Here is a 26,058-nt window from a genome sequence, read left to right as displayed (position 1 = left end):
CGGCGGCCGGACGGCACCGGCCGGCACCGGCCGGCGCCCGGGCGTCAGAACCCGAACTGGCGGGCCACCGCGCGGATCGACTCGGCGCTGCGCAGCAGGTCGCCGCGCTCCCGCTCGGTGACCACCGGGACGAGCCGGCGGCCCACCCCCTGCTGGCCGACGACGGTGGGCACCGACAGGCACACGTCGGAGATCTCCAGGTAGTCCTCCAGCAGCGAGGAGACCGAGAGCACCCGCTGCTCGTTGCGGAGCACCGCCTCGATGATGCGGACGGTGGCGAGGCTGATGGCGTAGTTGGTCGCGCCCTTGCCCTCGATGATCTGGTACGCCGAGCGCACGACCTCCTCCGCGATCCGCGCCCGGACCCCCTCGTCGAGCAGCCGGCCGGACACCGTGGGGCCCCACTGGAGCAGCGGGACCGCCCCGATCATCGCCGAGCTCCACAGCGGCAGCTCGCTGTCCCCGTGCTCCCCGGCCACGTAGGCGTGCACGTTCTGCACGGCGACGCCGCACTCCTGGGCGACGAGGTAGCGCAGCCGGCTGGTGTCCAGCACGGTGCCGGAGCCGAAGAACTGGTTGTCGGGCAGGCCGGAGATCTTCAGGCTGGCGTAGGTGACGACGTCGACCGGGTTGGCGACCATGACGTAGACGGCGTCCGGGGCCACGTCGACCAGGCTCGGCACGAGCCGGTGCATGATGTCGATGGTGGCGCCGGCGAGGTCGAGCCGGGACTGGCCGGGGTGCTGCTTGGCGCCGGCGGTGATCACGACGACGTCGGCGCCGGCGCAGATATCCACCTCGTCCGAGCCCGCGACGGTGCCCATCGGGGTGAACTGGATGCCGTGCGCGATGTCCATCGCCTCGGCCTGGACCTTGGCCTTGTTCAGGTCGTAGAGGACCACCTCGCGGGCGGCGCCGCGCAGCAGGCACGCGTAGGCGAGGGTGGAGCCGACCGCCCCCGCCCCGACGATCGCGACCTTGGTGGAGCGCCGCTCCGGGAGGCGGCCCTCCCCCAGCAGCTCGTTCCGGCCACCGGCCTGGTCCATGACGTCTCCTCTCGGCGTGGTCCCGCCCCAGCCTAGGGCTCCCCCACCGTCGTGCCGTGGCAGGCCGTGCCGCCGACGGCGCCGCTCGCCCGGGCCGGGCCGCTCGCTCCCGCTGGCTCGGCCGGCGCCGCCGGCGCGGCCGGACCGCCTGCGCGGCTGGACCGCCGGCTCGGCCCGGCCCGCTCAGCCGCGGCGCGCCCGGCCGGGCCGGGCCGCCGGCTCGTCCCGCCTGCTCGGTCCGCTCAGCCCCGGCCGGCTACCCGCGGCCGTCTCGGTCCGCCTCGGCCTGCCCGCTGAGCCGCCGGAGCGCCGCCCGGGCGAGGTTGCCGTCGTCGGTGCGCCACAGCGGCGGCAGCGAGCGGGTGAGGAAGGTGCCGTACCGGGCGGTGGCCAGGCGCGGGTCGAGGACGGCGACGACGCCCCGGTCCCCGGCCGAGCGGACCAGCCGGCCCGTCCCCTGGGCGAGCAGCAGCGCGGCGTGCGTGGCGGCGACGGACATGAAGGCGTTGCCGCCGGCCCGCCGGACGACGTCGGACCGGGCCTGCTTGACCGGGTCGTCCGGCCGCGGGAAGGGGATGCGGTCGATGACCACCAGGCGGCAGGTCGGGCCGGGCACGTCCACGCCCTGCCACAGGGACAGCGTGCCCATCAGGGAGGTGGCCTCGTCGGCGGAGAAGCGGCGCACGAGGGTGGGGAGCTGGTCCTCGCCCTGGCACAGCACCGGCGTGCCGACGGCGGCGCGCAGCCGGGCGGCGGCGGCCTCGGCGCCCCGGCGGGAGGAGAACAGCCCCAGGGTCGCCCCGCCGGCGGCCCGCACCAGCTCGACCAGCTCGGCCAGGGCCTGCTCGCTGGGGCCGTCCCGGCCCGGCGGGGGCAGGTGCCGGGCCACGTAGAGGATGCCCTGGCGCCGGTAGTCGAACGGGGAGCCGACGTCGAGGCTGCGGTAGCGGCCCGTCAGCGCCAGCCCGAGGGTGCGGGCCATCGGCTCGAAGGTCCCGCCGAGGGCGAGGGTGGCCGAGGTGAGGACGGCGGCGCGGTCGGCGAGCAGGTCCTCGGCGATCGGGCCGGCGACGTCGAGCGGGGCCACCCGCAGCCGGGGCGGCTCGGTGCCGCGGGGCCGTTCGCACCACAGCACGTCCCGGTGCCGGGCGACGCCGTCGCCGAGCAGCCGGTCGACGATCTCCACCAGGCTGACCAGGGCGGAGCGGGCCATCGCGCGGCCGCCGGCCTCCGCCGACTCGGCCCGCGGGCTCAGCCCGCCGAGGGCCTCCCGGGCGCCGGCGCCGAGCAGGACCACGGCGTCGTGCAGCGCGGACGGCAGGCCGGTGGCCAGCCGGCCGTCCGGGACCTGCTCCAGCGCCGCGCGCAGCGCCGATGCCGCGGTGTCCAGGGCGGGGACGGCGCCGCCGCCGTGGCGCCGGGCGAGGCGGGCGGTGCGCTCGACGGCGGCGGCGCTGAGGTCGACGGTGGCCTGCGCGGTGACCCGCTCGGGCAGCTCGTGGGCCTCGTCGACCACCAGGAGGTCGTGCTCGGGCAGCACGCCGCCGGAGCCGGCGGCCGCGATGCCGAGCATGGCGTGGTTGGTGATGACGACGTCGGCGGCCCGGGCGGCCTGCCGCGCCGCCTCGGGGAAGCACTCGGCCAGCAGCGGGCAGGCGGTGCCCAGGCACTCCATCTTGGTCACCGACACCTGCCGCCAGGCCCGGTCGCTCACCCCGGGGTCGAGGTAGTCCCGGTCGCCGGTGACCGTCTCCTCGGCCCACGCGCGCAGGCGAGCGACCTGCTCGCCCAACCGGGTGCCGGGGCCGGCCGGGCCGAGACCGGCGGCGCCGCCCGGGCGAGGCGGCGCACCTTCGGCGGCGGCGTCGGTACCCGGGCCGGGCGCCGCACCTTCGGCGGCGCCGTCGGCGCCCGCGGCGGGCGGCGCACCGGGGTCCGCGCGGGTCACCGCGGCGGCCGCGAACAGCCCCGGCTCATCCTCCGCCGGGTACCCGCCGGCCAGCTTGTGCCGGCACAGGTAGTTGTGCCAGCCCTTCAGCAGGGCGACGTCGGGCCGGCGGCCGGTGCGGGCCGCGACCACGTCGGCCACCAGCGGGGCGTCGTGGCTCAGGATCTGGCGCTGGAGGGCCAGGGTCGCGGTGGACACCACGGCCCGCTCCTCGGTCATCGCGACGTGGGTCAGGACGGGGACGAGGTAGGCCAGGGACTTCCCGGTGCCGGTGCCGGCCTGGACCAGGAGCCGCTCGTGCGCCCGCAGGGCCTGGGTCACCGCCCCGGCCATCCGGTGCTGCCCGTCGCGGCGCTCGCCGCCGACCCGGGCGACCGCGGCGTCGAGCAGGCCGGCCACGTCGGCCTCGCCGTCGGCCGCCTCGTCCGCGGGCCCGCCGTCGCTCGGCCCCGCCGCACCGGGCGCCCCGCCGTCGGCCACCTGCCGATCAGCCGGCGGGCCGGTCACGTGCCCGGCGGTCACCTCGCCGGCGCGGGCCGGGCCGGCGGGGCGCCGGCCGCGCGGAGCTCGGCGGCGAGCGCGGGCTCGACCCGGGCGCGGAGCTGGGTGCCGACCTCGGCGTAGTCTTCGGCGAGCACCTCGCCCTCGGTGTGGGCGCGGGAGACCAGGTCGCCGCGGCCGTAGGGCACCACGACGTCGACCTCCTCGGCCGGCCGGGGCAGCAGGGCGGCGATCCGCTCCGTGAGCTCCGCCAGGCCCTGCCCGGTGCGGGCGGAGACGGCCACCGCGCCGGGGTAGCGGGTGCGCAGCGCGGCGAGGTCCTCCGGGGCGGCGAGGTCGGCCTTGTTCAGCACGACCAGCTCGGGCACGTCCCCGGCGCCGACGTCCGCGACGACCCTGCGCACGGTGCGGACCTGGCCCTCGGGGTCGGGATGGGCGGCGTCGACGACGTGCAGCAGCAGGTCCGCGTCGGCGACCTCCTCCAGGGTGGAGCGGAAGGCCTCGACGAGCTCGGTGGGCAGGGACCGGACGAAGCCGACGGTGTCGGTCAGGGTGTACGCGCGCCCGTCGGGGGTGGTGGCCCGGCGGACGGTGGGGTCGAGGGTGGCGAAGAGCTGGTTCTGCACCAGCACGCCGGCCCCGGTGAGCCGGTTGAGCAGCGAGGACTTCCCGGCGTTGGTGTAGCCGACGATGGCGACGGCGGGGACCCGGCCGCGGCGGCGGGCGCCGCGCTTGGTCGAGCGGGCCGGCGCCATCTCCTTGATCTGGCGGCGCAGCCGGGCCATCCGGGTGCGGATGCGGCGCCGGTCGAGCTCGATCTTCGTCTCGCCCGGGCCGCGGGAGCCGATGCCCGCGCCGCCGGCGACCCGGCCGCCGGCCTGCCGGGACATCGACTCGCCCCAGCCGCGCAGGCGCGGCAGCAGGTACTCCAGCTGGGCGAGCTCGACCTGGGCCTTGCCCTCCCGGGACTTCGCGTGCTGGGCGAAGATGTCCAGGATGAGGGCGGTGCGGTCGATCACCTTGACCTGGACGATGTCCTCCAGACCGCGGCGCTGGGAGGGGCTGAGCTCGCCGTCGACGATGACCGTGTCCGCGCCGGCGGCCCGGACCAGCTCGGCCAGCTCGGCGGCCTTGCCCGAGCCGAGGTAGGTGCCCGGGTCGGGGGCGGCGCGGCGCTGGAGGAGCCCGTCGAGGACCTCCGAGCCGGCGGTCTCGGCCAGCGCGGCGAGCTCGCGCAGGGAGACCTCGGCGGACTCCGCGGTCCCGGTCGACCACAGCCCGACCAGGACGACCCGCTCGAGCCGGAGCTGGCGGTACTCGACCTCGCTGACGTCCTCGAGCTCGGTGGACAGCCCGCCGACCCGGCGGAGCGCGGCGCGCTCCTCGCGGTCGAGCTGCTCGCCGTCGTAGCCGAGGTCCCCGTCGTCGGCGTCGGCCTCGTCCTGCAGGGCGGTGCCGGCGGTGGACCGGACGTTGCCGGCACGGGCCAGGATGCGGGCGACGACATCCTCCGCCGCCGCCTGCGCGCCTGGATGCTCCGGGGTGCGGGGGTCGGGGCGGCTGGTGGTCATGGTGTCCTTTCACGGCGGTGGCGCCCTTGCCGCGCCACCCCTCCAGGGTCCCACGGCGGGGCGTGACGGGCGAGGGTTTTCCCCAGGCTCCGCCGTCGGCGGACAAGGCCCGCCGACGCCGGTGGGCAGGGTGGCCGGCTCCGGTGGCCAGGCCGGCCGGTGCGGCCGGCAGGGTGGCCGGTGCGGGCGGTGGCCGGCGCTGGCGGATAGGTTGGCCGGCGTGCCCGAGCCGGACCACTACTTCTCCGCCCAGCCCGCCTCCCCCGCTCAGCTGCGGCCGGTGGACGTGGTGCTGCGCGGGCGGCCGGTGCGGGTGCAGACCGCGTCCGGGGTGTTCTCCGCCGGGCGCCTGGACCTCGGGACCCGGGTGCTGCTCGACGCCGTCGAGGACCCGCCGCCGGCCGGTGACCTCGCCGACGTCGGCTGCGGCTGGGGGCCGATCGCCCTGGCCATGGCGCAGGCCTCCCCCGCGGCGACGGTGTGGGCGGTGGACAGCAACGCCCGAGCGGTGGACCTGACGGCGCGCAACGCGGCCGCGCTCGGCCTGACCGGGGTGCGGGCGACGGCGGCCGATGCGGCGCTGGAGCACCTCACGACGGCGGGGGTGCGGCTGGCCGAGATCTGGTCCAACCCGCCGGTGCGGATCGGCAAGGCCGCGCTGCACGAGCTGCTGCGCCGCTGGCTCGGGCTGCTCGCCCCGACCGGGCGGGCGCAGCTGGTCGTCCAGCGCAACCTCGGCGCCGACTCCCTGCACCGCTGGCTGGCCGAGGAGCTGGGCATGGACGTCGCCCGCGCGGCCAGCGCGAAGGGCTTCCGGGTGCTCACGGTGCGGCCCGGGCAGTAGCGGCGGGCCGGCGGGGCGGCGCATCGGCCGCGGCGGGGGCACGTCCGCGGTAGCGCATCAGACGGGGTCGAAGTCCTCGTCGTCATCGTCCTCCGCCAGCATGGCCAGGGCGACCGGGACGACCGGGGTGAGCGCCCGAGGCAGGACGTACGCCCCGGCCGGGCTGCGGCGGAGCAGCCCCAGGTGGGTGAGCGTGTCGAGATCCGCGGCCAGGGCGGGGGTGAGATCGCGGCCCGGCGGGAAGCCGGGGATGTCCGCGGGCGCCGCGAGCGTGTCGGCCGGCACGGCCAGTCCTCCCGACCGTGCGGCGGCGAGCAGCAGCCCGACGGTGAGCCCCGGGACCTGGGCGTAGCGGCCCCGGTGCCACTCGAACAGGAAGGCCCACAGCGCGCCGCTGTAGATCTCGGTGCCGGTGACGACGACCTCCCGCGCGGATGAGTCCGGGCCCGGCAGCGCCCGCCGGGGGTAGGCGCGGGTGCGGGCGATGGCGATCATGCCGGCCTGGGCGAGCCCGGCCCACAGCAGGGCCAGCGGTGCCGAGTCCCACATCGACGCGGGGCGCGACGGCCCGGGCAGCCCGAGCAGCCCGATGACGGCGGCGGTCTCGGCCCGGCGCAGGGCCCCGCTGGCGGTAACCGGCCGGCCCTCGCCGAGCCAGTCGAGCAGGGCGCGGGCCCGGCCCCACAGCGGGGCGGCCCGGAGCCACGCGGCGGCCTCCGGGTCCGGCAGCTCGTAGCCGGTGAGAACCTCCAGGTCGGGCGCCGGGCCGAGCGCGGCCGGCCAGAACGGCGCGAGCAGGCTGGACCCGTCGTCGTCCTCGGCCCAAGCCCCCGGACCAGCACCGAGCAGATCGCCGGACGCCCGGGGTGCGGCGGGACCCGCGCCGTCGGCGATCGCCGCCCGGTGGGCGTCGGGCAGGTCGACGAAGGCGGTCATGAACGCGGCGAGCGCGTCCCGGTCGCTGATGTCGACGCCCTGCTCGATGGCGTACCGGACGATGTTGGCGGTGGTCGAGCGGGGGCCGGTTCCGTAGGCGACGGGCACCTGGTAGCTGAGCTCCTCGACCAGGGCAGCGATGTCGTCGAGCGGCTCGGCGTCGGCCGGCCAGCGGCCGGTGGCACCCAGGAAGGCGAGGTACAGCGCGAGGGCGGGGGCGAGCTGGTGCTGCTTGTCCGGGCCGATGAGCACGTGCGCGGGGAAGAGCTCGGTGAGCACCACGGTCAGGTCCTGCCGGCTCCACCGGGTCGGGTCCGGCCGGTCCAGCCGGTCGCGCTTGAGCTCGACGGCGATCCGGACGAGGTCGACCGTGTCGGGCATGGCCAGGCCGAGCCGCTGGGACCAGGTGTCGAACTCCGCCAGCAGCCCGTCCAGGCCGCCGGGGCCCGTGTGCGGGCGCAGGGGGCGCACCTGCGCCCCGGTCGGGGTGGGCTGGCGGGCCTTGCGCTTCTTCTTCGGCACCTGGGGCCTCCGTGGGGGACGCGGGCGGGTGGTCGGGGGGTCAAGGGTCGAGGGGTGAGGGTCGGGCGTGGGTAAGGCGGTCGAGGGGCGGTGGGGCGCGCTCCGGGAGGATCGGGGGGCGCCGTCAGCGCAGGGTCACGTCAGCGGTGAGCACGGCCGGGCCGGTGAGGGTGACCTGGTCGCCGTCGACGTGGACCAGGACCTCCCCGCCGGGGACGAGGACGCGCCAGGTGTCCGGCGCCCCCGGGCCGCCCCAGGCGCGCACGGCCAGCGCGGCGGCGCAGGTGCCCGTCCCGCAGGACCGGGTCTCCCCCACCCCCCGCTCCAGGACGCGCATGCGGACGGTGCCCAGCCCGGCGTCGTCGTCGCCGAGCGGGACGACGAGCTCGAGGTTGGTCCCCGCCGGCGGGACAGGGTCGTACGCCACGGCGCCGGTGAGGTCGGCCGCCGCGAGCGCCGCCTCGTCCGGCAGCGCCACCACGGTGTGCGGGTTGGGCAGCGTCACCCGCAACCCCGCCCGGGGGCCGGGCAGCCCGGGCACCTGGACGATCACGTCGTAGCCGGCCTGGACGGCGGCGAGCCCGCCGGGCATCGCCCACCGGCCCATCGCCACCGTGTACCGCTCGCCGTCGAAGGCCACCTGGCGGATCCCGCCGCGGGTGCCGACGGCGATGCTCGCCCCCGGCGGGAGGTCGACCAGCCCCTGCTCGCGCAGGTAGTGCACGAACACCCGAATGCCGTTGCCGCACATCTCCGCCACCGAGCCGTCGGCATTGCGGTAGTCCATGAACCACTCGGCACCGGCCACGGCGGCGGGGGCGGGGGCGTCCGCAGGGGCGGGCGCGGCCCCGGCCGGGTCCACGGGGGCCGGCGCGGCTGGGTCGGCGGGGGCGGACGCAGCCTGGTCCGCACCAGTCAGGGCTGCCGTCCGCACGACGCGGATGAGGCCGTCCGCGCCGACACCGGCGTGCCGGTCGCAGGCGGCGGCGACCTCCGCGGCGGTCAGGTCGAGCTCGCCGTCGGGGTCGGGGACGAGCAGGAAGTCGTTCTCCGTGCCGTGCCCGGTGGTGAGGCCGCGGCCGGCCAGGGCACCGAACGGGGAGGTCATCGTCCCAGGGTACGCAGCGCGGCGGCCAGCACCGTGTCCGGGTCTCCCCTCGGTAGCCAACGGATCCGCGGGTCGCGCCGGAACCACTTCTCCTGCCGGCGGGCGAGCTGGCGGGTGGCCAGGGCGACGGCGTCGACCGCCTCGGCCGGGGTGGACCGGCCGGCCAGGACGTCCATGGCCTGGGCGTAGCCGACCGCGCGGGCCGCCGTCGGGCTCTCGGCCAGGCCCTCATCAAGGAGCCGCGCGGTCTCCTCCAGCAGCCCGCCGGCCATCATCCACGCCGCCCGGGCGGCGATGCGTCCGTCGAGGTCGAGGCGCGGCACATCGACGGCGAGCTGCACCGCGGGCAGGGCGTAGACGTGCTCGGGCAGGCGGGCGGAGAACGGTCGCCCGGTCAGGGTGATGACCTCCAGGGCGCGGACCAGCCGGCGGGTGTTGCGCGGGTCGATGGCGGCGGCGGCCGGCGGGTCCAGCTCGGCGAGCGCCACGTGCAGCGCGTCGGGTCCCTCCTCGGCGGCCCGCACCTCCAGGCCGGCCCGCACCGCCGGGTCCGTGCCGGGGAACTCCAGCTGGTCCAGGACCGCCCGGACATACAGCCCGGAGCCGCCGACCAGGACGGGCAGGCGGCCGCGGGCCCGGATCGCGGCGATGTCGGCGCGGGCGTGGGCCTGGTAGGCCGCCACGGACGCCTCCTGCCGCACGTGCAGGACGTCGAGCTGGTGGTGGGCGACACCGCGGCGCTGGTCCGCTGGCACCTTCGCGGTGCCGATGTCCATGCCGCGGTAGAGCTGCATGGCGTCGGCGTTGACGATCTCCACCGCGCCGGGTCCGCCGAGCGCTTCGGCCAGGTCGAGGGCGAGGTCGGACTTGCCCGAGGCCGTCACGCCGACGATGGCGATCAGCGGGGGCTCCTCCACGGCGGCCAACCTACCCGGGCACGGGCTGCTGGCCCGGGCGCCGGCCGGGGTGGGGCGTCTGCTGGCCGCTCGTGCAAACGCCTACGCCCGCGATCCCCTCGTGCCCTCGCCGGCGCCCGCGAGCACCGGTGGCGGGCCCGGCGGTGGCTGGTCCGTCCCCGTGCAGCGCCCTCCATTGCGTCAGTGGTCGGGGAGGCTGCCGTTGGTGAGGCTGACGGTGACCGTGCGCACGTCGAACGGCGCGGAGACGGCGGAGGTCACGGCGGTCCCCTGGACCGGCTGCCAGACCCCCGAGCCGTTCACCTCGAACTGCCCGCTCCACCGGACCGTCAGGCCCACGCTCACCCCCTCCGCCGCCCGGGTGTAGGTGTGCGCCACCGTGTGGTTCGGGTACGGCGCCCCGGGCACGGTGGTGGTCACCGGGGCGCTGGCGTCGCCGAAGTCCCAGGTGTAGTCCACCGGGCTGACCCCGACCCGCACCGGGGTGCCCAGCACGACCGTGTCCAGCACCTGCGGGGCCGCATCGGTGAAGACGATGGTGTCGATGTTGACCAGCACCCAGCCCCGGTCCGGCTGGACCGAAACCGTGCCCGGGGCGATCGGCAGGCGCTGGAGGTCCTGCGCGGTGACCACGACCGGTGGCGGCGCTGGCGGGGCCGGGGCCGGGGCCGCCGGCGCGCCTGGCGCGGCGGGGGCCGGCGCACCGGGCGGGGCCGGCGCCGTGGGGCTGATCACCGTCCGTTGCCCCGCCTGCTCACCACCGCACCGGGAGAAATCCACCCGCTTGTCCCCCGAGGGCAGCGGGACATACTCGTAGCAGTCCCCACCACCCCCACCATCGCCGTTGCCGTCGCCATTGCCGCCACCACCGCTTGAACGTGGGCCACTGCCCGACCCAGTTGATTTGACCTCCCCTCGACCGACGACCCGAGGCTGCTCTCGGTTTCGTACTGACTCTGCGGAAGGAGGCCCGTTGTTTGACGCGTACCCCTCGACAATGATCGAATCGTCCTCCGCCTCAGATTCGTGCTCCACGTGCGGTCCAACCTGGTCAGGAGGTCCGGGGGCCGCAGTTGCTGCAACAGTTAGTGGGCCGGCCACCCAGGCGATCGTTGCGATCGCGACAGCTGTAAGCCTACGGCGCTGGCGAAAGGTGCCCTTACCCATCGACCGGCTCCGTGGCCACTCCGTGGATGAGCCACGAGTCATTGACACGAGTGACCGCAATGTAGAACAGTGCTCGGCCTCCCTCGAACTCATCCAGCGTTGACCCGTCTGGATTCATCCGCTTCGATGGTGTCGCGGTACCTTGGATTAGGATCTCGAAGTAGTCGTGCCCACCATACGGAGGGCGTCCCTCGATCGACTCAATGACGACCTCAGAACCGGTCGAGTACCCACCCTCCTGGTGAAGTTTTGTGACATTATCTGCCACGCTCTTGCAGAACTTGCAACCATCCTTTGACATCGCGTTCCACTCGGTGATGTCTCCGCTGGCGTACACGTACGGGTAGAGGCGGAGCACGTACTCCGCGGCCGCCTTTGCGCCCTCGAGGTCGTCGCGCTCCATCGCCTCGGGTCGCTCCGGCTTCTCCACCTCGGGCGGGGTGACCGTCGGCTCCGTCGGTTCCGGACCCGGCGACTCCGTGGCTGCCGACGTCTGCGAGCTGCTCGTCTGTGTCGGCGCCGGGGCAGCGGCAGGCTCCCGGGAGCAGCCAAGCATTGCTCCCAGGACCAGCGCGGTGCACGCTGCCGCGACGGTGCCCCGTCGCCTGCCCCCCACGGTCATGCGGCGACGGTAGTATCCGACCGCCGCTCGCACCAGAGGTTCGGCGACACCTGTGGACAAGCGCCAGCGGCCCGCTCGGCCTCCGCCGCACCGCACCGGACGCCGTCGCCCCGGACTACCCTCGTGCCATGGCGGCCGCAGGGTTCGAGGAGGGCCGGGCCCGGACCGGCCCGACCGGCCTGGACACCCGGGACGTCGTCGTGCCGCTGACCCGCACCCGGGTGGCGGAGACGCTCACCGCGCTCGGCTACCCGCTGTTCCGGGACGCCGCCGGCAACCTCGGCCTGCTGTGGGCGCAGTCGGTCTTCCACATCTACCTCCTCGGCGAGGAGGAGACGGTGCTGCAGGTCCGCACCTCCTGGCACCGCCGCCTGGCGCTGGAGCGGCTGGGCGAGGTCCTCGGGCTGCTGGACCGGTGGAACCGGGAGTTCATCGGGCCCAAGTGCTACGTCCGCGTCCTCGACGACGGCCGGCTCAGTGTCGTCGCCGAGGCCTCCACCCCACTCGGCACCGGCGTCAGCGACCACCAGCTCAGCGCCCTGCTGCGCCGCGGGGTCGGGCAGGGCATGCGGGTGGTGCGGGACTTGGAGGCGGCCTACCCCGACCCGGCGGGTCTGCCGCCCGAGGAGACCCCGTGAGCTGGTGGCGGGCGCTCTTCGGCCGGCCGGTGACCACCCGGCCCGCCCCGGCCCCGAGCCACCCGCTGCCGACGCCGGTGGAGCGGGCCACCCCGCTGACGGCCGACCGGGTCGCGGCGGTGGTGCGGGCCCGCGGCTACCACGTCCGCAGCGAGGCGGACGGCTCGGTGACCGGGCTGTGGGAGGGCTTCCGGTTTCAGGTCCGGCTGACCGGCCCGGCGACGGAGTTCTTGTCCGTGCGCGGGTCCTGGGGGCGGACCCTGCCGGCCGCGATGGCCGGCGCACTGGCCCAGGCGGTCAACGACTGGAACCGGGACAAGGTCTGGCCCACCGTCTTCACCGTGCCGTCCGGGGACGGGATCGGGGTGCGCACGGAGGTGCTGACCGACGTCGGGGCCGGCGCGACCGACCGGCAGCTGCTCGAGCTCATCGAGGGCGGGCTGGCCGCCGGCGTGCAGTTCTTCCAGGCCCTCGACCGCTCGGTGCCGGTCGAGCCGACGGCGGAGTGAGGCGGCGGCGTCCGGACGGGGCGCCGGTGGCCACCGCTGAAGGGTGACGCGACGCCGCAGGGTGCGGTTCCGGCCGGCGCCGGCTCGACCGGCGGACCGGTCAGCGGCGCACGGTCGGCAGCCCGAGGCTGACCGGGCCGGCAGCGGCCGCCGCGCCGTGGCCGTGCCCACCGCCGTCGGCGTCGCCGTGGCCCGCCCACGCGTCCCCCGCCCGGGTGCGCCGCACGGCGAACGTCCCGCCGGTCAGCGCGGAGTCGGCGACGAGGTGGTGCGGCGCGCCGCGGGTGACGGTCGCGGTGACCATGTCCCCGGGTCGGGGCCGGTCGCCGTCGGCGAGCCCCGGCGGCAGGGCCACGTGCACCAGCCGGTTGTCGGCCGCCCGGCCGGTGATCCGGCGGGTGGCCTCGTCCTTGCGGCCGTCCTGGGCCACCAGCACCTCCACGGTGCTGCCGACCAGCCGCTCGTTCTCCTCGGTGGAGATCCGCTGCTGGAGCGCGACCAGGCGCTGGTAGCGCTCGGCGACCACCTCGGCAGGGACCTGGTCGGTGCGGTCCGCGGCCGGGGTGCCCGGGCGCGGGGAGTACTGGAAGGTGAAGGCGGAGGCGAACCGGCTGGCGGCGACGACGTCGAGGGTGTCCTGGAAGTCGGCCTCGGTCTCGCCGGGGAAGCCGACGATGATGTCGGTGGTGATCGCGGCGTCCGGGATGGCCGCGCGCACCCGCTCCAGGATGCCGAGGAAGCGGGCCGACCGGTAGGACCGGCGCATGGCCCGCAGCACGGCGTCGGAGCCGGACTGCAGCGGCATGTGCAGGGACGGCATGACGGTCGGGGTCTCGGCCATGGCCGCGATGACGTCGTCGGTGAAGGCCGCCGGGTGCGGAGAGGTGAACCGGACCCGCTCCAGGCCCTCGACCCGCCCGCACGCGCGCAGCAGCTTGGCGAACGCGCCCCGGTCGCCGAAGCCCACGCCGTAGCTGTTGACGTTCTGCCCGAGCAGGGTCACCTCGACGGCGCCCTGCGCGACCACCGCCTCGACCTCGGCGAGCACGTCCCCCGGCCGGCGGTCCCGCTCCTTGCCGCGCAGGTGCGGGACGATGCAGAAGGTGCAGGTGTTGTTGCAGCCCACCGAGATGGACACGAACGCGGCGTAGGCGGACTCGCGGCGGCTGGGCAGGGTGGAGGGGAAGACCTTCAGCGACTCCTCGATCTCCACCTGCGCCTCGGCGTTGTGCCGGGCCCGCTCGAGCAGCGCCGGCAGCACGTCGAGGTTGTGGGTGCCGAGCACGACGTCGACCCACGGCGCCTGGGCGACGATCCCCTCGCGCATCTGCTGGGCCAGGCACCCGCCGACGGCGATCTGCATGCCGGGCCGGGAGCGCTTGACGGCGGCGAGCTGGCCGAGGTTGCCGAACAGCCGGGTGGCCGCGTTCTCGCGCACGGAGCAGGTGTTGAGGACGACGACGTCGGCCCCGCCGTCGCCGGCGTCCGTCGCCCGGGCGGCCGCTTCCGGGATGTCGGCGACCGGGACGTACCCGCGGGCCTGCAGCAGGCCGGCGAGCCGCTCGGAGTCGTGGACGTTCATCTGGCAGCCGAGGGTGCGGACCAGATAGGTGCGGGGCGGGGCACCGGCAGGGTGCGCGGTTCCGGCGGGGTCGGCGGTGGGTGCGGGCCCGCCGCTCTGGGCGGGGCCAACCGCGCCGACCGCGGCGGCGACCGCGGCGCCGGCGGGCGCGGTGGCGGGTGCGCTCATGAGGTCAGCAGTGTAGGCGCCGGCGCCCGGGCCCCGCGGCGCCGGGCCGCCGGCCAGGGTCCCGCCGTCGGCCGTGTCCACACTGTTACCTGCCCGGGTTCCCTGCCGGAAACACGGTGCGGCTATGTTGACCCCCATGACCTCACCCGATGTGGGCGCCGCCACACGGCAGCGCGCCGACGAGCGGGGCGACCTCGTCGTCCTCGCCGACGTCAACAAGCACTTCGGCGACCTGCACGTGCTCAAGGACATCAACCTCACCGTGCGCCGGGGCGAGGTCGTCGTCGTGATCGGCCCGTCCGGCTCGGGCAAGTCCACCCTGTGCCGGGCGATCAACCGGCTGGAGCCGATCGACTCCGGCCGGATCACCATCGACGGGCAGGACCTGCCCGCGGAGGGCAAGGAGCTGGCGCGGCTGCGGGCCGACGTCGGGATGGTGTTCCAGTCCTTCAACCTCTTCGCGCACAAGACGATCCTGGACAACGTCACCCTCGGCCCGATCAAGGCCAAGGGCGTCAAGCCGGCCGAGGCGAGGGAGCGCGCGATGGCGCTGCTGGAGCGGGTCGGCGTGGCGAACCAGGCCACCAAGCACCCCGCCCAGCTCTCCGGCGGCCAGCAGCAGCGCGTCGCCATCGCCCGGGCGCTGGCCATGCAGCCCAAGGTCATGCTCTTCGACGAGCCGACCTCGGCGCTGGACCCAGAGATGATCAACGAGGTCCTCGACGTCATGACCGCCCTGGCCCGGGACGGGATGACGATGGTGGTCGTCACCCACGAGATGGGCTTCGCGCGCAAGGCCGGCGACCGGGTGATCTTCATGGACGCCGGCCAGATCGTCGAGGCTGCCACGCCCGACGAGTTCTTCACCAACCCCCGGTCCGACCGGGCCAAGGACTTCCTGTCCAAGCTGCTCAGCCACTGATCCCCGCTGGGGACCGACCGAAGGAGACACATGCGAGGCATGCGCACAGCCGGTGCAAGCCTGACCCTGGCCGCCGCCCTGGCGCTGGCCGCCTGCTCGGCCGGCGAGCCCGGCGGGAGCGACGGCGGCGAGGACGACGGCGGCGGCACCGAGACCACCGAGGCGGGCGGCGGCGGGGGCGCCGAGGGCGGCCTGACCGTCGGGATCAAGTTCGACCAGCCCGGCCTGGGCCTGCAGGAGGGCTCGGAGTACACCGGGTTCGACGTCGACGTCGCCCGGTACGTCGCGGAGAAGCTCGGGTACGCCGAGGAGGACGTGGAGTTCGTGGAATCGGTCTCCTCCCAGCGCGAGACGCTGCTGGAGAACGGCTCGGTGGACATGATCGTCGCCACCTACTCCATCACCGACGAGCGCAAGGAGCAGGTGGCGTTCGCCGGGCCGTACTTCGTCGCCGGCCAGGACCTGCTGGTCGCCCAGGACAACACGGACATCACCGGCCCGGACACCCTGGACGGGAAGGTGCTGTGCTCGGTGGAGGGCTCGACGTCGGCCGAGCGGATCCGCGACGAGTACTCCGAGGGCGTCGAGCTCTACCCGGCCCAGACCTACTCCGAGTGCGTGGAGCTGCTCAGCGCCGGCACCGTCGACGCGGTCACCACCGACGACGTCATCCTCGCCGGCTACGCCGCCCAGCCCGAGTACGAGGGCCAGTTCAAGGTGGTCGGCAACCCGTTCTCCGAGGAGAACTACGGCGTCGGCCTGCCGCCGGACAACGACATCTGCGAGGACGTCAACACCGCCATCACCGAGATGATCGACGACGGGACCTGGGAGCAGCTGCTCACCGAGAACGTCGGGGACACCTTCGAGTGGAACGCCGACCTCAACCCGCCCGAGGTCGAGCCCTGCGCCTGACCGCCCGCCCAGCCGTGACGGCGGTGGACCGGCCCGACCCGGCCGGCCCACCGCCGTCGTCCGTGCGGCCGCGCCGCCCGGCGTAGGCGCCTGACCAGACCGCCCGCCGTCGCGACGGCGACCTAGCAGACCGCCCGCCCGCGGCGGTCGGCCGGACCAGACCCAGGAGGCCCGATGGGAGGCATCGTCGGTGACGTCGCCGAGCTGCTCGGCAGCTTCGACGTGCTGGGTGCGTTCATCGTCAACATCCGCCTGACGCTGTACTCGGCAGTGTTCGCGTTCCTCATCGGCACCGTGCTGGCGATCATGCGGGTCTCCCCCGCACCGAGCCTGCAGTGGGCCGGCGCGGCCTACGTCAACGTCGTCCGGAACACCCCGCTGACCCTGATTATCCTGGCCTGCTCGCTCGGGCTGTGGGGCCAGCTCGGCGTCGTCCTCGCCGGGCGGGACGCGCCCGGCGGCTTCATCACCGCGAACAGCTTTCGCCTCGCGGTGCTGGGCCTGTCGGTCTACACCGCCGCGTTCGTCTGCGAGGCGCTGCGCTCGGGCGTCAACACCGTCCCGGCCGGCCAGGTGGAGGCGGCCCGCGCGCTCGGCCTGGGCTTCGGCCAGTCCATGCGGCTGGTCATCCTGCCGCAGGCGCTCCGCGGGGCCATCGCCCCCCTCGGCAACACCCTCATCGCGCTGGCCAAGAACTCCACCGTGGCGCAGGCGGCGGGGGTGACCCAGGCCGCCGGGGTGATGCTCACCATGCTCGAGCTCCGCCCGGACCTGCGGATCGTCATCTTCCTGGTGATCGCCCTCGGCTGGGTGGTCATCGTGCTGCCGATCGGGCTGCTCGCCACGTTCCTGTCCCGCCGGCTGGGGGTCGCCCGATGAGCTCGCCACTGTTCGACGCCCCCGGCCCGCGCACCCGCCGGCGGATCGCCGTCGTCAACGTCCTCGGCGCGCTCGTCGTGCTCGGCGTGCTCGGCTGGGTCGTCTGGGGGCTGGCCGGCAAGGGCCAGCTCACCGCGGCCAAGTGGGACGTCTTCCTGACCAGCTCGGTGTGGGTGGACTACCTGCTCGTCGGCCTGTGGAACACCCTACGGGCGGCCGCGGTGGCGATCGTCGCCGCGAACGTCTTCGGCCTCGTCTTCGGCATCGGCCGGCTGTCCGGGCTGGCGCCGGTCCGGGCGGTGAGCACCGTGGTCGTGGAGTTCTTCCGCGCCGTGCCGGTGCTGATCATGATGATCTTCTTCTGGATGTTCTTCGCCTACACCGACGCGGTGCCCACCGGCCAGGCCCCGTTCCTCGGCGTGGTCGTCGGGCTGACGCTGTACAACGGCTCGGTCATCGCCGAGCTGGTGCGGTCCGGGGTGCAGAACCTGCCGCGCGGGCAGCGGGAGGCCGCCCTCGCCGTCGGCCTGACGCCGGGCCAGAGCCTGCGGCTGGTCGAGGTGCCCCAGGCCCTCATCGCGATGATGCCCTCGATGATCAGCCAGCTCGTGGTCATCCTGAAGGACACCGCGCTCGGCTCGATCATCACCTACAGCGAGCTGCTCCGCTCGGCCCGGCTGGTCGGCTCGACGTTCGCGAACTACGTCCCGGCGCTCATCGTGGCGGCGGTGGTGTTCATCCTCATCAACTACACGCTCACCTGGGCGGCGGAGCGGGTGGCGCGGCGGCTGGACAAGCGCACCGCCGGCCAGGCCCTGCCGGCCGACCCGGGCCTGATGGTCGAGGGCGACTGAGCCCGGGCGGCTCGGCCGCCGGCCGCCCCCGCTCAGGCGCCGGCCGGGCCGCCCCGGCCCCGCCGCCGGCCGCTACCCCTCTCCGGCGGCTCGACCGCCGCCCGCTACCGGCCGCGCCGGCGGCTCACCCCGCCGGGTCCGCCGCGCTGTCGTCCGCGTCGGCCGCCTCGGCGGCCAGGACCTCCTCGACCACCCGCATCGCCACCCCGGCGCCGAACCCCTTGCGGCCGAGGGCGCCGGCGAGCCGGCGGCGGCGGACCTGGACGTCCAGCCCGCGGGTGGCCCGGGCCTTCTTCTCTGCCAGGCGGCGGGCGGCGGCGAGCTCGTCGTCCTCGCCGACCTGCGCCAGGGCGCCCTCGGCCACCTCGGGGTCGATGCCCCGGCGGCGCAGCTCCTCGGCCAGGGCACGGCGGGCCAGGCCGCGCTCGGCGTGCCGGGTGCGCACGAGCATCTCGGCGTAGGCGGCGTCGTCGACCAGCCCGACCTCGGTGAACCGGTCGAGCACCCGGGTGGCGACGTCCGCCGGGACGTCCCGGCGGGCCATCGCCTCGGCCAGCTGGGCCCGGCTGCGGGGGGCCGCGGTGAGCTGGCGCAGGGCGATGGTCCGGGCGACCTGCTCGGCGTCGGGCTCGGCGTCGTGGGCCGCCGCGCCGTCGGCGGGCGGCTCCGGGGCGGGCAGGCGGCGCCGGCCCCCGCGCGGGCCCGCCATCAGAACTCGACCGGGACCTCGCCGTCGGGCACCGCCGGCCCGCCGGCCTCCTCGGCCGCCTCCGCGGCGGCCGGGCCGATGCCCATCGTGGCGAGGATCCGGGTCTCGATCTCCTCGGCGAGCTCGGGGTTGTCCCGCAGGAACCGGCGGGCGTTCTCCTTGCCCTGCCCGAGCTGGTCCCCGCCGTAGGTGAACCAGGCGCCGGACTTGCGCACCAGGCCGTGCTCGACCCCGAGGTCGATGAGCCCGCCCTCCCGGGAGATGCCCTGGCCGTAGAGGATGTCGAACTCGGCCTGCTTGAACGGCGGGGCCATCTTGTTCTTGACCACCTTGACCCGGGTGCGGTTGCCCACCGGCTCCGAGCCCTCCTTGAGGGTCTCGATGCGGCGCACGTCCAGGCGCACCGAGGCGTAGAACTTCAGCGCCTTGCCGCCGGTGGTGGTCTCCGGGGAGCCGAAGAACACCCCGATCTTCTCGCGCAGCTGGTTGATGAAGATCGCCGTGGTGCCCGAGGCGGACAGGGCGCCGGTGATCTTGCGCAGCGCCTGGGACATCAGGCGCGCCTGCAGGCCCACGTGGGAGTCGCCCATCTCCCCCTCGATCTCGGCCTTGGGCACGAGCGCGGCGACGGAGTCGATGACGATGATGTCCAGCGCCCCGGAGCGGATCAGCATGTCCGCGATCTCCAGGGCCTGCTCGCCGGTGTCGGGCTGGGAGACGAGCAGGTTGTCGGTGTCCACCCCGAGCTTCTTGGCGTACTCGGGGTCCAGCGCGTGTTCGGCGTCGATGAACCCGGCGATGCCGCCGGCCCGCTGGGCGTTGGCGACGGCGTGCAGGGCCACCGTCGTCTTGCCCGAGGACTCCGGGCCGTAGACCTCGATGACCCGGCCGCGGGGCAGCCCGCCGATGCCAAGCGCGACGTCGAGCGCGACGGACCCGGTGGGGATGACCTGGACCTTGGGCCGGGTGTCGTCCCCCAGGCGCATGATCGAGCCCTTGCCGAACTGGCGGTCGATCTGGCTGAGCGCGGCCTCCAGGGCCTTGCTGCGGTCGGCTACGGGAGCGGACATGTCTCTCACCTCTCGGCAGGGGGCCGCGGGGGGCGGCCCTTCGGTCAGGGCTGGTCTTCGGCAGGGCCCGCCCTCCCCGGACGGCTACCTGCTGGCGACGCTATGCCCGACCACTGACATCCGGGGCCGGGGCGGTGGACACCCCGGCGCCGTCGTCGCCTGTGGATGAGCCTACGGGAACGGACGTTCGACGGCCGGGCCGACACGCCGGCGCCCGGGGCCGCCGTCGCCACCGACCCGATCCGGCGGCGGCGCGGGACCCCGGCGCCGGCCCGGCAGGCCTCGTGCTACCTGTGCCCTACCTGCGCCGCCGGTCCTTGGGGTCCTGCCGGTAGCGCCACCGGACCTGCTCGTCGAGGTCCATCTCGTCGCACAGGGCGTCCCACACCTGCCGCGGCGGCACCCCGGCGTCCAGCGCGGCCGTCGCGCTCCGGCCGCCGACGCCGGGCAGCACGAGGTCCTCGGCGAGGGACCTGCCGTAGCCGGGGCCGAACGTCTCCTCCACGACCCGCCAGAACTCCGAGTGCTTCACCCCACCAGCGTGCCACCCAGGCGGCCGCGGCGGGGCCCGTGCTCCCCGCGGCCAGCCCCGCTCCGTCGGCCCCGCGCAGCCCGCCGTCGGCCGGCCGCGGCGCGTCGGTCCCCGGCGGCACAATGGCCGGGTGCAGTTCTCCGAGCCCACCCGCGCGTGGTTCGCCGGCGCCTTCGCCGCGCCGACGCCGGCCCAGGAGGGCGCGTGGGACGCGATCGCCTCCGGCGAGCACGCCCTGGTCGTCGCCCCGACCGGGTCGGGCAAGACCCTCGCGGCGTTCCTGTGGGCCGTGGACCAGATGCTCACCGCCCCGCTGCCGCCGGACGCCGAGCGGTGCCGGGTGCTCTACGTCTCCCCGCTCAAGGCCCTCGCCGCGGACGTCGAGCGCAACCTCCGCTCCCCGCTCGTGGGCATCACCCGCGCCGCGGACCGGCTCGGCACGCCGGTGCCCGGCCTGCGAGTGGGGGTGCGCACCGGGGACACCCCGGCGAGCGAGCGGCGCCGGCTGGCCGCGCACCCGCCGGACATCCTGATCACCACCCCCGAGTCCCTCTACCTCGTCCTCACCTCGGCCGCCCGGGCCGGCCTGCGCGGGGTGGGCACCGTCATCGTCGACGAGATCCACGCCCTGGCCGGCACCAAGCGCGGGGCGCACCTCGCCCTGTCCCTCGAGCGGCTCGACGCCCTGCTGCCCGCCCCGGCCCAGCGGGTCGGGCTGTCCGCCACCGTCCGGCCGGTGCCGGCGGTGGCGTCCTACCTCGCCGGGCAGCGGCCGGTTGCCGACGGCGGCCGGCCGGTCCGGGTGGTGGAGCCGGCGGCGGCCAAGGACCTCGCGATCGACGTCGTCGTCCCGGTGGCGGACCTGACCGACCCGGCCGCCACCCCGCTGCCGCGCCGGGGCCCGGCGGCCGGGCCGGACCTGCCCGCCGACGACGCCGGGGCAAACGGCGCCGGGCCGGACGGCGTCGGAGCGGACGGCGCCGGAGACGGTGCCGGTGCCGGGCCGGACGGCGCCGCCGGGCCGGACCTCGCGGCCAGCCCCGACCTGTCCGGCGACGCCGCCGGGGCGCCGCCGGACCAGCGCGGCCCGTCGGTGTGGCCGCACGTGACCGAGCGGGTGGTCGACCTGCTCGCCGCGCACCGCTCCACCCTGGTCTTCACCAACTCCCGGCGCGCCGCCGAGCGGCTGACCGCCCGGATCAACGAGGCCTTCGCGGCCCGGCAGGGCGGCGCCGTCGCCGTCCTCGACGACGGCGCGGCGTGGCCGGCGCAGGCCCCCGGGCAGTCCGGCACCGCGCTGCCCGCCGAGGCGGTCGCCCGCGCCCACCACGGCTCGATGAGCCGGGAGGAGCGGGTGCGCACCGAGTCCGCCCTCAAGAGCGGGCAGCTGCGGGCCGTCGTCGCCACCTCCTCCCTCGAGCTGGGGATCGACATGGGCGCCGTCGACCTCGTGGTCCAGGTCGGGGCGCCGCCGTCGGTGGCCTCGACGCTGCAGCGGGTCGGCCGTGCCGGGCACCAGGTGGGCGCCCGCTCGCACGGGGTGGTGCTGCCGACCTACCGCGGGGAGCTGCTGCCGGCCACGGTCACCGCCGAGCGCTCCCGCGCCGGGCTGATCGAGGAGGTCCGGGTCCCGGCCAACCCGCTGGACGTCCTGGCCCAGCAGGTCGTCGCGATGCTCGCGATGGAGGACCTGGCGGTGGCGGACCTGGCCGCGCTGGTCCGCCGGGCGACGCCGTTCGCCGGGCTGGGCGAGCGGTCGCTGACCGCCGTGCTGGACATGCTCGCCGGGCGCTACCCGAGCGAGGACTTCGCCGAGCTGCGCCCGCGGATCGTGTGGGACCGGGGCGCCGGGACCCTGCGCGCCCGGCCCGGCGCGCTGCGCCTGGCGGTGACCTCCGGCGGCACCATCCCGGACCGGGGGCTGTACGGGGTCTACCTCGCGGGCGGCGAGGACGCCGCGGTCACCGCCGGGGCCCGCGGCGCCGGCCGGCGGGTCGGGGAGCTGGACGAGGAGATGGTCTACGAGTCCCGGGTCGGGGACACCTTCACCCTGGGCACCAGCACCTGGCGGATCGAGGAGATCACCCCGGACCGGGTGCTCGTCTCCCCCGCCCCGGGCCAGCCCGGGCGGCTGCCGTTCTGGAAGGGGGACAGCCCCGGCCGGCCCGCCGAGCTGGGCCGGGCGCTGGGCGCCACCACCCGCGAGCTCGCCGCGCATCTGGACGACGGCGGCGCCGCGGCCCGCCTGGCCGGCGCCGGGCTGGACGGCTGGGCCACCGACAACGCCGTCGCCTACCTCACCGAGCAGCGCGCCGCCACCGGCTACCTCCCGGACGACAACACCCTGGTGGTGGAGCGCTTCCGGGACGAGCTGGGCGACTGGCGCCTCGTCCTGCACTCCCCCTACGGCGCCCGGGTGCACGCCCCGTGGGCGATGGTCCTCGCCGCCCGGCTGGGCGAGGCCACCGGGATGGACGTCAACGCCGCCCCGAGCGACGACGGCATCGTGCTGCGGCTGCCCGGCACCGACACCGAGGGGGCGCCGGTCGAGGCCGCCGACCTGCTCCTGGACCCCGGGGACGTGACCGGCGCCGTCGCCGCGGCCCTGACCGGGTCCGCGCACTTCGCGGCCCGGTTCCGGGAGGCGGCGGCCCGGGCGCTGCTGCTGCCCCGGCGGCGCCCGGACCGGCGCCAGCCGCTGTGGCAGCAGCGCCACCGGGCCGCCCAGCTCCTCGGCGTCGCCGCCCAGCACCAGGACTTCCCGATCGTGCTGGAGGCGGTGCGCGAGTGCCTGCAGGACGACTTCGACGTCCCGGCCCTGACCGACCTCATGCGCCGGGTGGCCGCCCGGGAGGTGGCGGTGGTGGAGGTCGCCACCCAGGCGCCGTCGCCGTTCGCCCGCTCCCTGCTGATGGGGTACGTCGCCCAGTTCCTCTACGACGGCGACGCCCCGCTGGCCGAGCGGCGCGCCGCCGCCCTGACCCTGGACCCGGCGATGCTCGCCGAGCTCGTCGGCACCGACCTGGGGGACCTGGCCGACCTGCTGGACCCGGCCGCCGTCGCCGAGGTGGCCGAGGAGGTGGGGCTGCGTACCCCCGCCAGCCGCGCCCGGGACGCCGAGGGTCTGGTCGACCTGGTCCGCCGGCTCGGCCCGCTGCCGGCGGCCGACCTGGCCGCGCGGGCGAGCGACCCGGCAGCGGTGGGCAGCTGGCTGGCGGACCTCGCCGCCCAGCGCCGGGTGATGGCGGTCCGGGTGGCCGGGACGGAGCAGTGGGCGGTGGTGGAGGACGCCGCCCGGCTGCGCGACGCCCTGGGCACCGCCCTGCCGGTCGGGCTGCCCGAGGCCGTCCTGGCGCCGGTGCCCGACCCGCTGGCCGACCTGGTCCGCCGGCACGCCCGCACGCACGGCCCGTTCCGCCCGGCCGACGTCGCCGCCCGGTTCGGGCTGGCGCCCGGCGCGGTGCAGGCGGTGCTGGCCGCGCTGGTCCACGCCGGGGCGCTGGTCCAGGGCCGGCTCACCCCGGACGACGGCGGCCCCCAGCTCTGCGACGCCGAGGTGCTGCGCCGGGTCCGGCGCCGGTCCCTGGCGCACCTGCGCCGGGAGGTCGAGCCGGTCCCGGCCCGCACCCTCGGGGTCTTCACCCCGCGCTGGCAGCACGTCGCCCCTGTGGGCGCCCGGCCGGACCTGCGCGGCCCGGACGGGGTGCTCACCGTGGTGGACCAGCTCGCCGGCGCGCTCGTGCCCGCCTCCGCGCTGGAGTCGCTGCTGCTGCCGGCCCGGGTGGCCGGGTACCAGCCGGGGCTGCTCGACGAGCTCACCAGCTCGGGGGAGGTGGTCTGGGTCGGCGGCGGCGCCCTGCCCGGGGTGGACGGGGTCCTCACCCTGCTGCCGGCCGACGCGGTGGCCGAGCTGGCCCCGCTGCCCGACGCCGCCGCGGTGCGCTCCGGGCTGCACCGCCACCTGCTCGGCGCGCTGGCCGGCGGCGGCCGGTTCTTCCGCGAGCTCGTGCCCGACGGCGGCCCGGGGGATGTTGGGGGCGGCACGCCCCCCGCCCCGGGCGATGCCGGTGACGCCCCCGCCGGGCCGGCCGACGTCGAGCAGGTGCTGCAGGCGCTGTGGGACCTGGTCTGGGCCGGCTGGGTCACCAACGACACCCTCGCCCCGGTCCGGGCCCGCCTGGGCGGGGGGCGGCCCACCCACGCCACCCGCCCCGCGGCGGCGCGGCCGCGCTCCACCCGCCCCGGCGCCGGGCTGCGCCGGGCCGCCCTGTCCCGGCCGGCCCTCGCCGGGGCCCGGCCGCGTGCCGCGGTGAACCTGCCCGCGGCCGTGGGCCGGTGGTCCCTCGTCCGCCCCGGCCTGGACCCGGCGGCGGCCGCGGCGCTGGCCGCCGACACCGAAGCCCGGACGCAGCGGGTGACGGCGGCGACGGCGGCCCTGCTCGAGCGGCACGGGGTGCTGGTCCGCGGCGCCGCCGGGCTGGAGGACCTGCCCGGCGGGTTCGGGGCCGCCTACCAGGTGCTGCGCCGGCTGGAGGAGTCCGGCCAGGTCCGCCGCGGGTACCTGGTCGAGGGCCTCGGCGGGGCCCAGTTCGCCCTCCCCGAGGTGGTCGACCGGCTGCGGGCGGACGCGGCGGCGCTGAGCGCCCGGGGGCCGGTTGACGACGGCGCCGAGATCGGTGCGGCCGGCCCGGCCGGCGGCAGTGCCGACCTGGACGACGGGACGTGGAGCCCGGACGGCTGGCCCGACGGGGCCGGGCCGTCACCCGGACCCGCCGGGCCCGGCGGCGCCCGCTACCCCGCCCCCGGTGCGGCCCCCCACTCCCCCGGCGGTCCCCGGGTGGACCTGCTGGCGGCGACCGACCCGGCCAACGCCTATGGGGCGGCCCTGGGCTGGCCGCCCGCAGTGGCCGGGGAGGGCCACCGGCCCGGCCGCAAGGCCGGCGCCGTCGTCGTCCTGGTCGACGGCGCCCTGGTGCTGTACGTGGAGCGGGGCGGCCGGACGCTGCTGTCCTTCACCCGGGCCGAGTCCCTGCTCGCCCCGGCGGCCGCGGCGCTGGCCACGGTGGCCGCCAGCGGGGCGCTCGGGCCGTTGACGGTGCGCCGGATCGACGGTGCCCCGGCGCTGGACAGTGCCGACCCGCTCGGCGGGGTGCTGCGGGCGGCCGGCTTCGGACCGACGCCGCGCGGGCTGCGGCTGCGCGCCGCGCCGGTCGGCGCCCGTGGCAGCATCGCCCCATGACCGTCTGGATCTGCCGCACCTGCGCCGTCGAGCACGCGGACACTTCGGAGCCCCCGGAGGTATGCCGCATCTGCGCCGACGAGCGCCAGTGGGTGCCGGCGTCGGGCCAGGCGTGGACCACCCTGGCCGAGCTGGCCGGCGGGCACCGGGCCGAGGTGCACGAGCTCGAGCCGGACCTGTTCGGGATCACCGTCGCCCCCGAGGTCGGCATCGGGCAGCAGGCCCTGCTCGTGCGCACCCCGGCCGGGAACCTGCTGTGGGACCCCACCGGCTACCTCGACGACGACGTCGTGGCGGCGGTGACCGCGCTCGGCCCGGTTGTCGCGGTCGCGGTGAGCCACCCACACATGTTTGGCGTGCAGGTGGAGTGGAGCCGCGCGCTGGGCGGGGCGGAGGTCCTCGTCAACGAGGCCGACGCCGGGTGGCTCGCCCGCCCGGACCGGGCCGTGCGGACCTGGGCCACGGTGGCCCGTCCGCTGCCCGGCGTCACCCTGCACCAGGTCGGCGGGCACTTCCCGGGCAGCGCCGTCGCCCTGTGGCCGGCCGGGGCGGACGGGCGCGGGGTGCTGCTCTCCGGGGACACCGTGGCGCCCAACCCGGACCGGGCGACCGTGGGCTTCATGCGCAGCTACCCCAACAAGATCCCGCTCTCCGCCGCCGTGGTGGACCGGGTGGCCGGCGCCGTGACGGCGCTCGCCTTCGACCGGCTCTACGGCAACTTCGGCGGCACCGTCCCGGCCGGCGCCCGCGCCGCCGTCCGCCGGTCCGCCGACCGGCACATCGCCTGGGTCCGCGGCGACCACGACCAGGAGACCTGACGACCTGACTGGCCCGGCGGCCGCAACCTGGTCCCCCGGCA

At 76.5% G+C, this 26,058-nt stretch carries 21 protein-coding genes; 9 read left to right on the top strand and 12 right to left on the bottom strand.

Translation table 11 applies throughout. The features are described from left to right. Window positions 1-44: 44 nt before the first annotated feature. From MF406_RS06965 to hflX, 3 genes are all read right to left on the bottom strand, one after another. Window positions 45-1,046 carry an L-lactate dehydrogenase gene (locus MF406_RS06965; RefSeq protein ID WP_242897222.1) on the bottom strand — a complete coding sequence of 334 codons (1,002 nt, stop codon included), beginning with the start codon at window positions 1,044-1,046 and terminating at the stop codon, window positions 45-47. Window positions 1,047-1,302: 256 nt separating this feature from the next. Further along, window positions 1,303-3,501: an ATP-dependent DNA helicase gene (locus MF406_RS06960; protein ID WP_371744623.1), complete on the bottom strand. Its 2,199-nt coding sequence runs from the start codon at window positions 3,499-3,501 to the stop codon at window positions 1,303-1,305. Between the two features lie 11 nt (window positions 3,502-3,512). Then, the gene (gene hflX, locus MF406_RS06955) at window positions 3,513-5,066 is read right to left on the bottom strand and encodes a GTPase HflX (protein ID WP_242897221.1); all 1,554 of its coding nucleotides are present in this window, start codon (window positions 5,064-5,066) and stop codon (window positions 3,513-3,515) included. A 220-nt stretch (window positions 5,067-5,286) separates the two neighbouring features. On the opposite strand from hflX, the gene MF406_RS06950 reads away from it, so the two are divergent. After that, window positions 5,287-5,910: a class I SAM-dependent methyltransferase gene (locus tag MF406_RS06950; protein WP_242897220.1), complete on the top strand. Its 624-nt coding sequence runs from the start codon at window positions 5,287-5,289 to the stop codon at window positions 5,908-5,910. 57 nt (window positions 5,911-5,967) lie between these two features. Here the strand turns inward: MF406_RS06950 and MF406_RS06945 are convergent, their stop codons facing one another. The 5 genes from MF406_RS06945 to MF406_RS06925 all read right to left on the bottom strand — a co-directional run bounded on the left by MF406_RS06945 (window position 5,968) and on the right by MF406_RS06925 (window position 10,990). Further along, window positions 5,968-7,368 (bottom strand): hypothetical protein, encoded by a 1,401-nt coding sequence (locus tag MF406_RS06945; protein WP_242897219.1) that lies wholly within the window; start codon window positions 7,366-7,368, stop codon window positions 5,968-5,970. Between the two features lie 124 nt (window positions 7,369-7,492). Further along, complete coding sequence (gene dapF / locus MF406_RS06940; RefSeq protein ID WP_242897218.1) at window positions 7,493-8,476, bottom strand: diaminopimelate epimerase; 984 nt, start codon at window positions 8,474-8,476, stop codon at window positions 7,493-7,495. Continuing rightward, window positions 8,473-9,402: a tRNA (adenosine(37)-N6)-dimethylallyltransferase MiaA gene (gene miaA / locus MF406_RS06935; protein WP_242897217.1), complete on the bottom strand. Its 930-nt coding sequence runs from the start codon at window positions 9,400-9,402 to the stop codon at window positions 8,473-8,475. The genes dapF and miaA overlap by 4 nt, the downstream gene beginning before the upstream one ends. 171 nt (window positions 9,403-9,573) lie before the next feature. Continuing rightward, window positions 9,574-10,026, bottom strand: a complete 453-nt coding sequence (locus MF406_RS06930) for a hypothetical protein (protein WP_242897216.1) — start codon at window positions 10,024-10,026, stop codon at window positions 9,574-9,576. Window positions 10,027-10,552: 526 nt separating this feature from the next. After that, window positions 10,553-10,990 carry a DUF6318 family protein gene (locus MF406_RS06925; RefSeq protein ID WP_242897215.1) on the bottom strand — a complete coding sequence of 146 codons (438 nt, stop codon included), beginning with the start codon at window positions 10,988-10,990 and terminating at the stop codon, window positions 10,553-10,555. Window positions 10,991-11,310: 320 nt separating this feature from the next. Here MF406_RS06925 and MF406_RS06920 point away from each other — a divergent pair, with 320 nt between their 5' ends. Further along, window positions 11,311-11,820 carry a YbjN domain-containing protein gene (locus tag MF406_RS06920; RefSeq protein WP_242897214.1) on the top strand — a complete coding sequence of 170 codons (510 nt, stop codon included), beginning with the start codon at window positions 11,311-11,313 and terminating at the stop codon, window positions 11,818-11,820. Continuing rightward, window positions 11,817-12,329: a YbjN domain-containing protein gene (locus MF406_RS06915; protein ID WP_242897213.1), complete on the top strand. Its 513-nt coding sequence runs from the start codon at window positions 11,817-11,819 to the stop codon at window positions 12,327-12,329. The genes MF406_RS06920 and MF406_RS06915 overlap by 4 nt, the downstream gene beginning before the upstream one ends. Before the next feature lie 100 nt (window positions 12,330-12,429). Here the strand turns inward: MF406_RS06915 and miaB are convergent, their stop codons facing one another. After that, window positions 12,430-14,079 carry a tRNA (N6-isopentenyl adenosine(37)-C2)-methylthiotransferase MiaB gene (miaB, locus tag MF406_RS06910; protein ID WP_242897212.1) on the bottom strand — a complete coding sequence of 550 codons (1,650 nt, stop codon included), beginning with the start codon at window positions 14,077-14,079 and terminating at the stop codon, window positions 12,430-12,432. Window positions 14,080-14,215: 136 nt separating this feature from the next. Here miaB and MF406_RS06905 point away from each other — a divergent pair, with 136 nt between their 5' ends. The 4 genes from MF406_RS06905 (at window position 14,216) to MF406_RS06890 (ending at window position 17,649) form a co-directional block, all read left to right on the top strand. Continuing rightward, window positions 14,216-15,001, top strand: coding sequence for an amino acid ABC transporter ATP-binding protein (locus tag MF406_RS06905; protein WP_242897211.1), 786 nt, complete (start codon window positions 14,216-14,218; stop codon window positions 14,999-15,001). Window positions 15,002-15,031: 30 nt separating this feature from the next. Then, on the top strand, window positions 15,032-15,916 hold the full coding sequence (locus MF406_RS06900; protein ID WP_242897210.1) for a glutamate ABC transporter substrate-binding protein: 885 nt from the start codon (window positions 15,032-15,034) through the stop codon (window positions 15,914-15,916). Window positions 15,917-16,090: 174 nt separating this feature from the next. Next, the gene (locus MF406_RS06895) at window positions 16,091-16,795 is read left to right on the top strand and encodes an amino acid ABC transporter permease (RefSeq protein ID WP_242897209.1); all 705 of its coding nucleotides are present in this window, start codon (window positions 16,091-16,093) and stop codon (window positions 16,793-16,795) included. After that, window positions 16,792-17,649 carry an amino acid ABC transporter permease gene (locus tag MF406_RS06890; RefSeq protein WP_242897208.1) on the top strand — a complete coding sequence of 286 codons (858 nt, stop codon included), beginning with the start codon at window positions 16,792-16,794 and terminating at the stop codon, window positions 17,647-17,649. Before MF406_RS06895 ends, MF406_RS06890 begins: the two co-directional genes overlap by 4 nt. A gap of 124 nt (window positions 17,650-17,773) precedes the next feature. Here MF406_RS06890 and MF406_RS06885 read toward each other — a convergent pair whose 3' ends face one another. The 3 genes from MF406_RS06885 to MF406_RS06875 form a co-directional block, all read right to left on the bottom strand. After that, window positions 17,774-18,358 (bottom strand): regulatory protein RecX, encoded by a 585-nt coding sequence (locus MF406_RS06885; protein WP_242897207.1) that lies wholly within the window; start codon window positions 18,356-18,358, stop codon window positions 17,774-17,776. Continuing rightward, window positions 18,358-19,428 carry a recombinase RecA gene (recA, locus tag MF406_RS06880; RefSeq protein ID WP_242897206.1) on the bottom strand — a complete coding sequence of 357 codons (1,071 nt, stop codon included), beginning with the start codon at window positions 19,426-19,428 and terminating at the stop codon, window positions 18,358-18,360. The genes MF406_RS06885 and recA overlap by 1 nt, the downstream gene beginning before the upstream one ends. Before the next feature lie 298 nt (window positions 19,429-19,726). Beyond that, window positions 19,727-19,960 (bottom strand): DUF3046 domain-containing protein, encoded by a 234-nt coding sequence (locus MF406_RS06875; RefSeq protein WP_242897205.1) that lies wholly within the window; start codon window positions 19,958-19,960, stop codon window positions 19,727-19,729. A gap of 130 nt (window positions 19,961-20,090) precedes the next feature. Here MF406_RS06875 and MF406_RS06870 point away from each other — a divergent pair, with 130 nt between their 5' ends. Both MF406_RS06870 and MF406_RS06865 read left to right on the top strand, forming a co-directional pair. Continuing rightward, window positions 20,091-25,199, top strand: coding sequence for a DEAD/DEAH box helicase (locus tag MF406_RS06870; protein WP_242897204.1), 5,109 nt, complete (start codon window positions 20,091-20,093; stop codon window positions 25,197-25,199). Next, the gene (locus MF406_RS06865; RefSeq protein ID WP_242897203.1) at window positions 25,196-26,017 is read left to right on the top strand and encodes a hydrolase; all 822 of its coding nucleotides are present in this window, start codon (window positions 25,196-25,198) and stop codon (window positions 26,015-26,017) included. The genes MF406_RS06870 and MF406_RS06865 overlap by 4 nt, the downstream gene beginning before the upstream one ends. Window positions 26,018-26,058 lie beyond the last annotated feature (41 nt).

The organism is Georgenia sp. TF02-10 (assembly GCF_022759505.1).
In the GTDB taxonomy this organism is placed as follows: domain Bacteria; phylum Actinomycetota; class Actinomycetes; order Actinomycetales; family Actinomycetaceae; genus TF02-10.
The sequence above is the reverse complement of the archived record's forward strand: the minus strand, read 5'-3'. Positions and strand labels throughout refer to the sequence as shown.

Bases quoted from the DNA above. Each gene is read 5' to 3' on its own strand.
- MF406_RS06965 (WP_242897222.1), bottom strand. From the start codon at position 1,046: ATGGACCAGGCCGGTGGCCGGAACGAGCTGCTGGGGGAGGGCCGCCTC.
- hflX (WP_242897221.1), bottom strand. From the start codon at position 5,066: ATGACCACCAGCCGCCCCGACCCCCGCACCCCGGAGCATCCAGGCGCG.
- dapF (WP_242897218.1), bottom strand. From the start codon at position 8,476: ATGACCTCCCCGTTCGGTGCCCTGGCCGGCCGCGGCCTCACCACCGGG.
- MF406_RS06920 (WP_242897214.1), top strand. From the start codon at position 11,311: ATGGCGGCCGCAGGGTTCGAGGAGGGCCGGGCCCGGACCGGCCCGACC.
- miaB (WP_242897212.1), bottom strand. From the start codon at position 14,079: ATGAGCGCACCCGCCACCGCGCCCGCCGGCGCCGCGGTCGCCGCCGCG.
- MF406_RS06905 (WP_242897211.1), top strand. From the start codon at position 14,216: ATGACCTCACCCGATGTGGGCGCCGCCACACGGCAGCGCGCCGACGAG.
- MF406_RS06900 (WP_242897210.1), top strand. From the start codon at position 15,032: ATGCGAGGCATGCGCACAGCCGGTGCAAGCCTGACCCTGGCCGCCGCC.
- MF406_RS06895 (WP_242897209.1), top strand. From the start codon at position 16,091: ATGGGAGGCATCGTCGGTGACGTCGCCGAGCTGCTCGGCAGCTTCGAC.
- MF406_RS06890 (WP_242897208.1), top strand. From the start codon at position 16,792: ATGAGCTCGCCACTGTTCGACGCCCCCGGCCCGCGCACCCGCCGGCGG.
- MF406_RS06885 (WP_242897207.1), bottom strand. From the start codon at position 18,358: ATGGCGGGCCCGCGCGGGGGCCGGCGCCGCCTGCCCGCCCCGGAGCCG.
- recA (WP_242897206.1), bottom strand. From the start codon at position 19,428: ATGTCCGCTCCCGTAGCCGACCGCAGCAAGGCCCTGGAGGCCGCGCTC.
- MF406_RS06865 (WP_242897203.1), top strand. From the start codon at position 25,196: ATGACCGTCTGGATCTGCCGCACCTGCGCCGTCGAGCACGCGGACACT.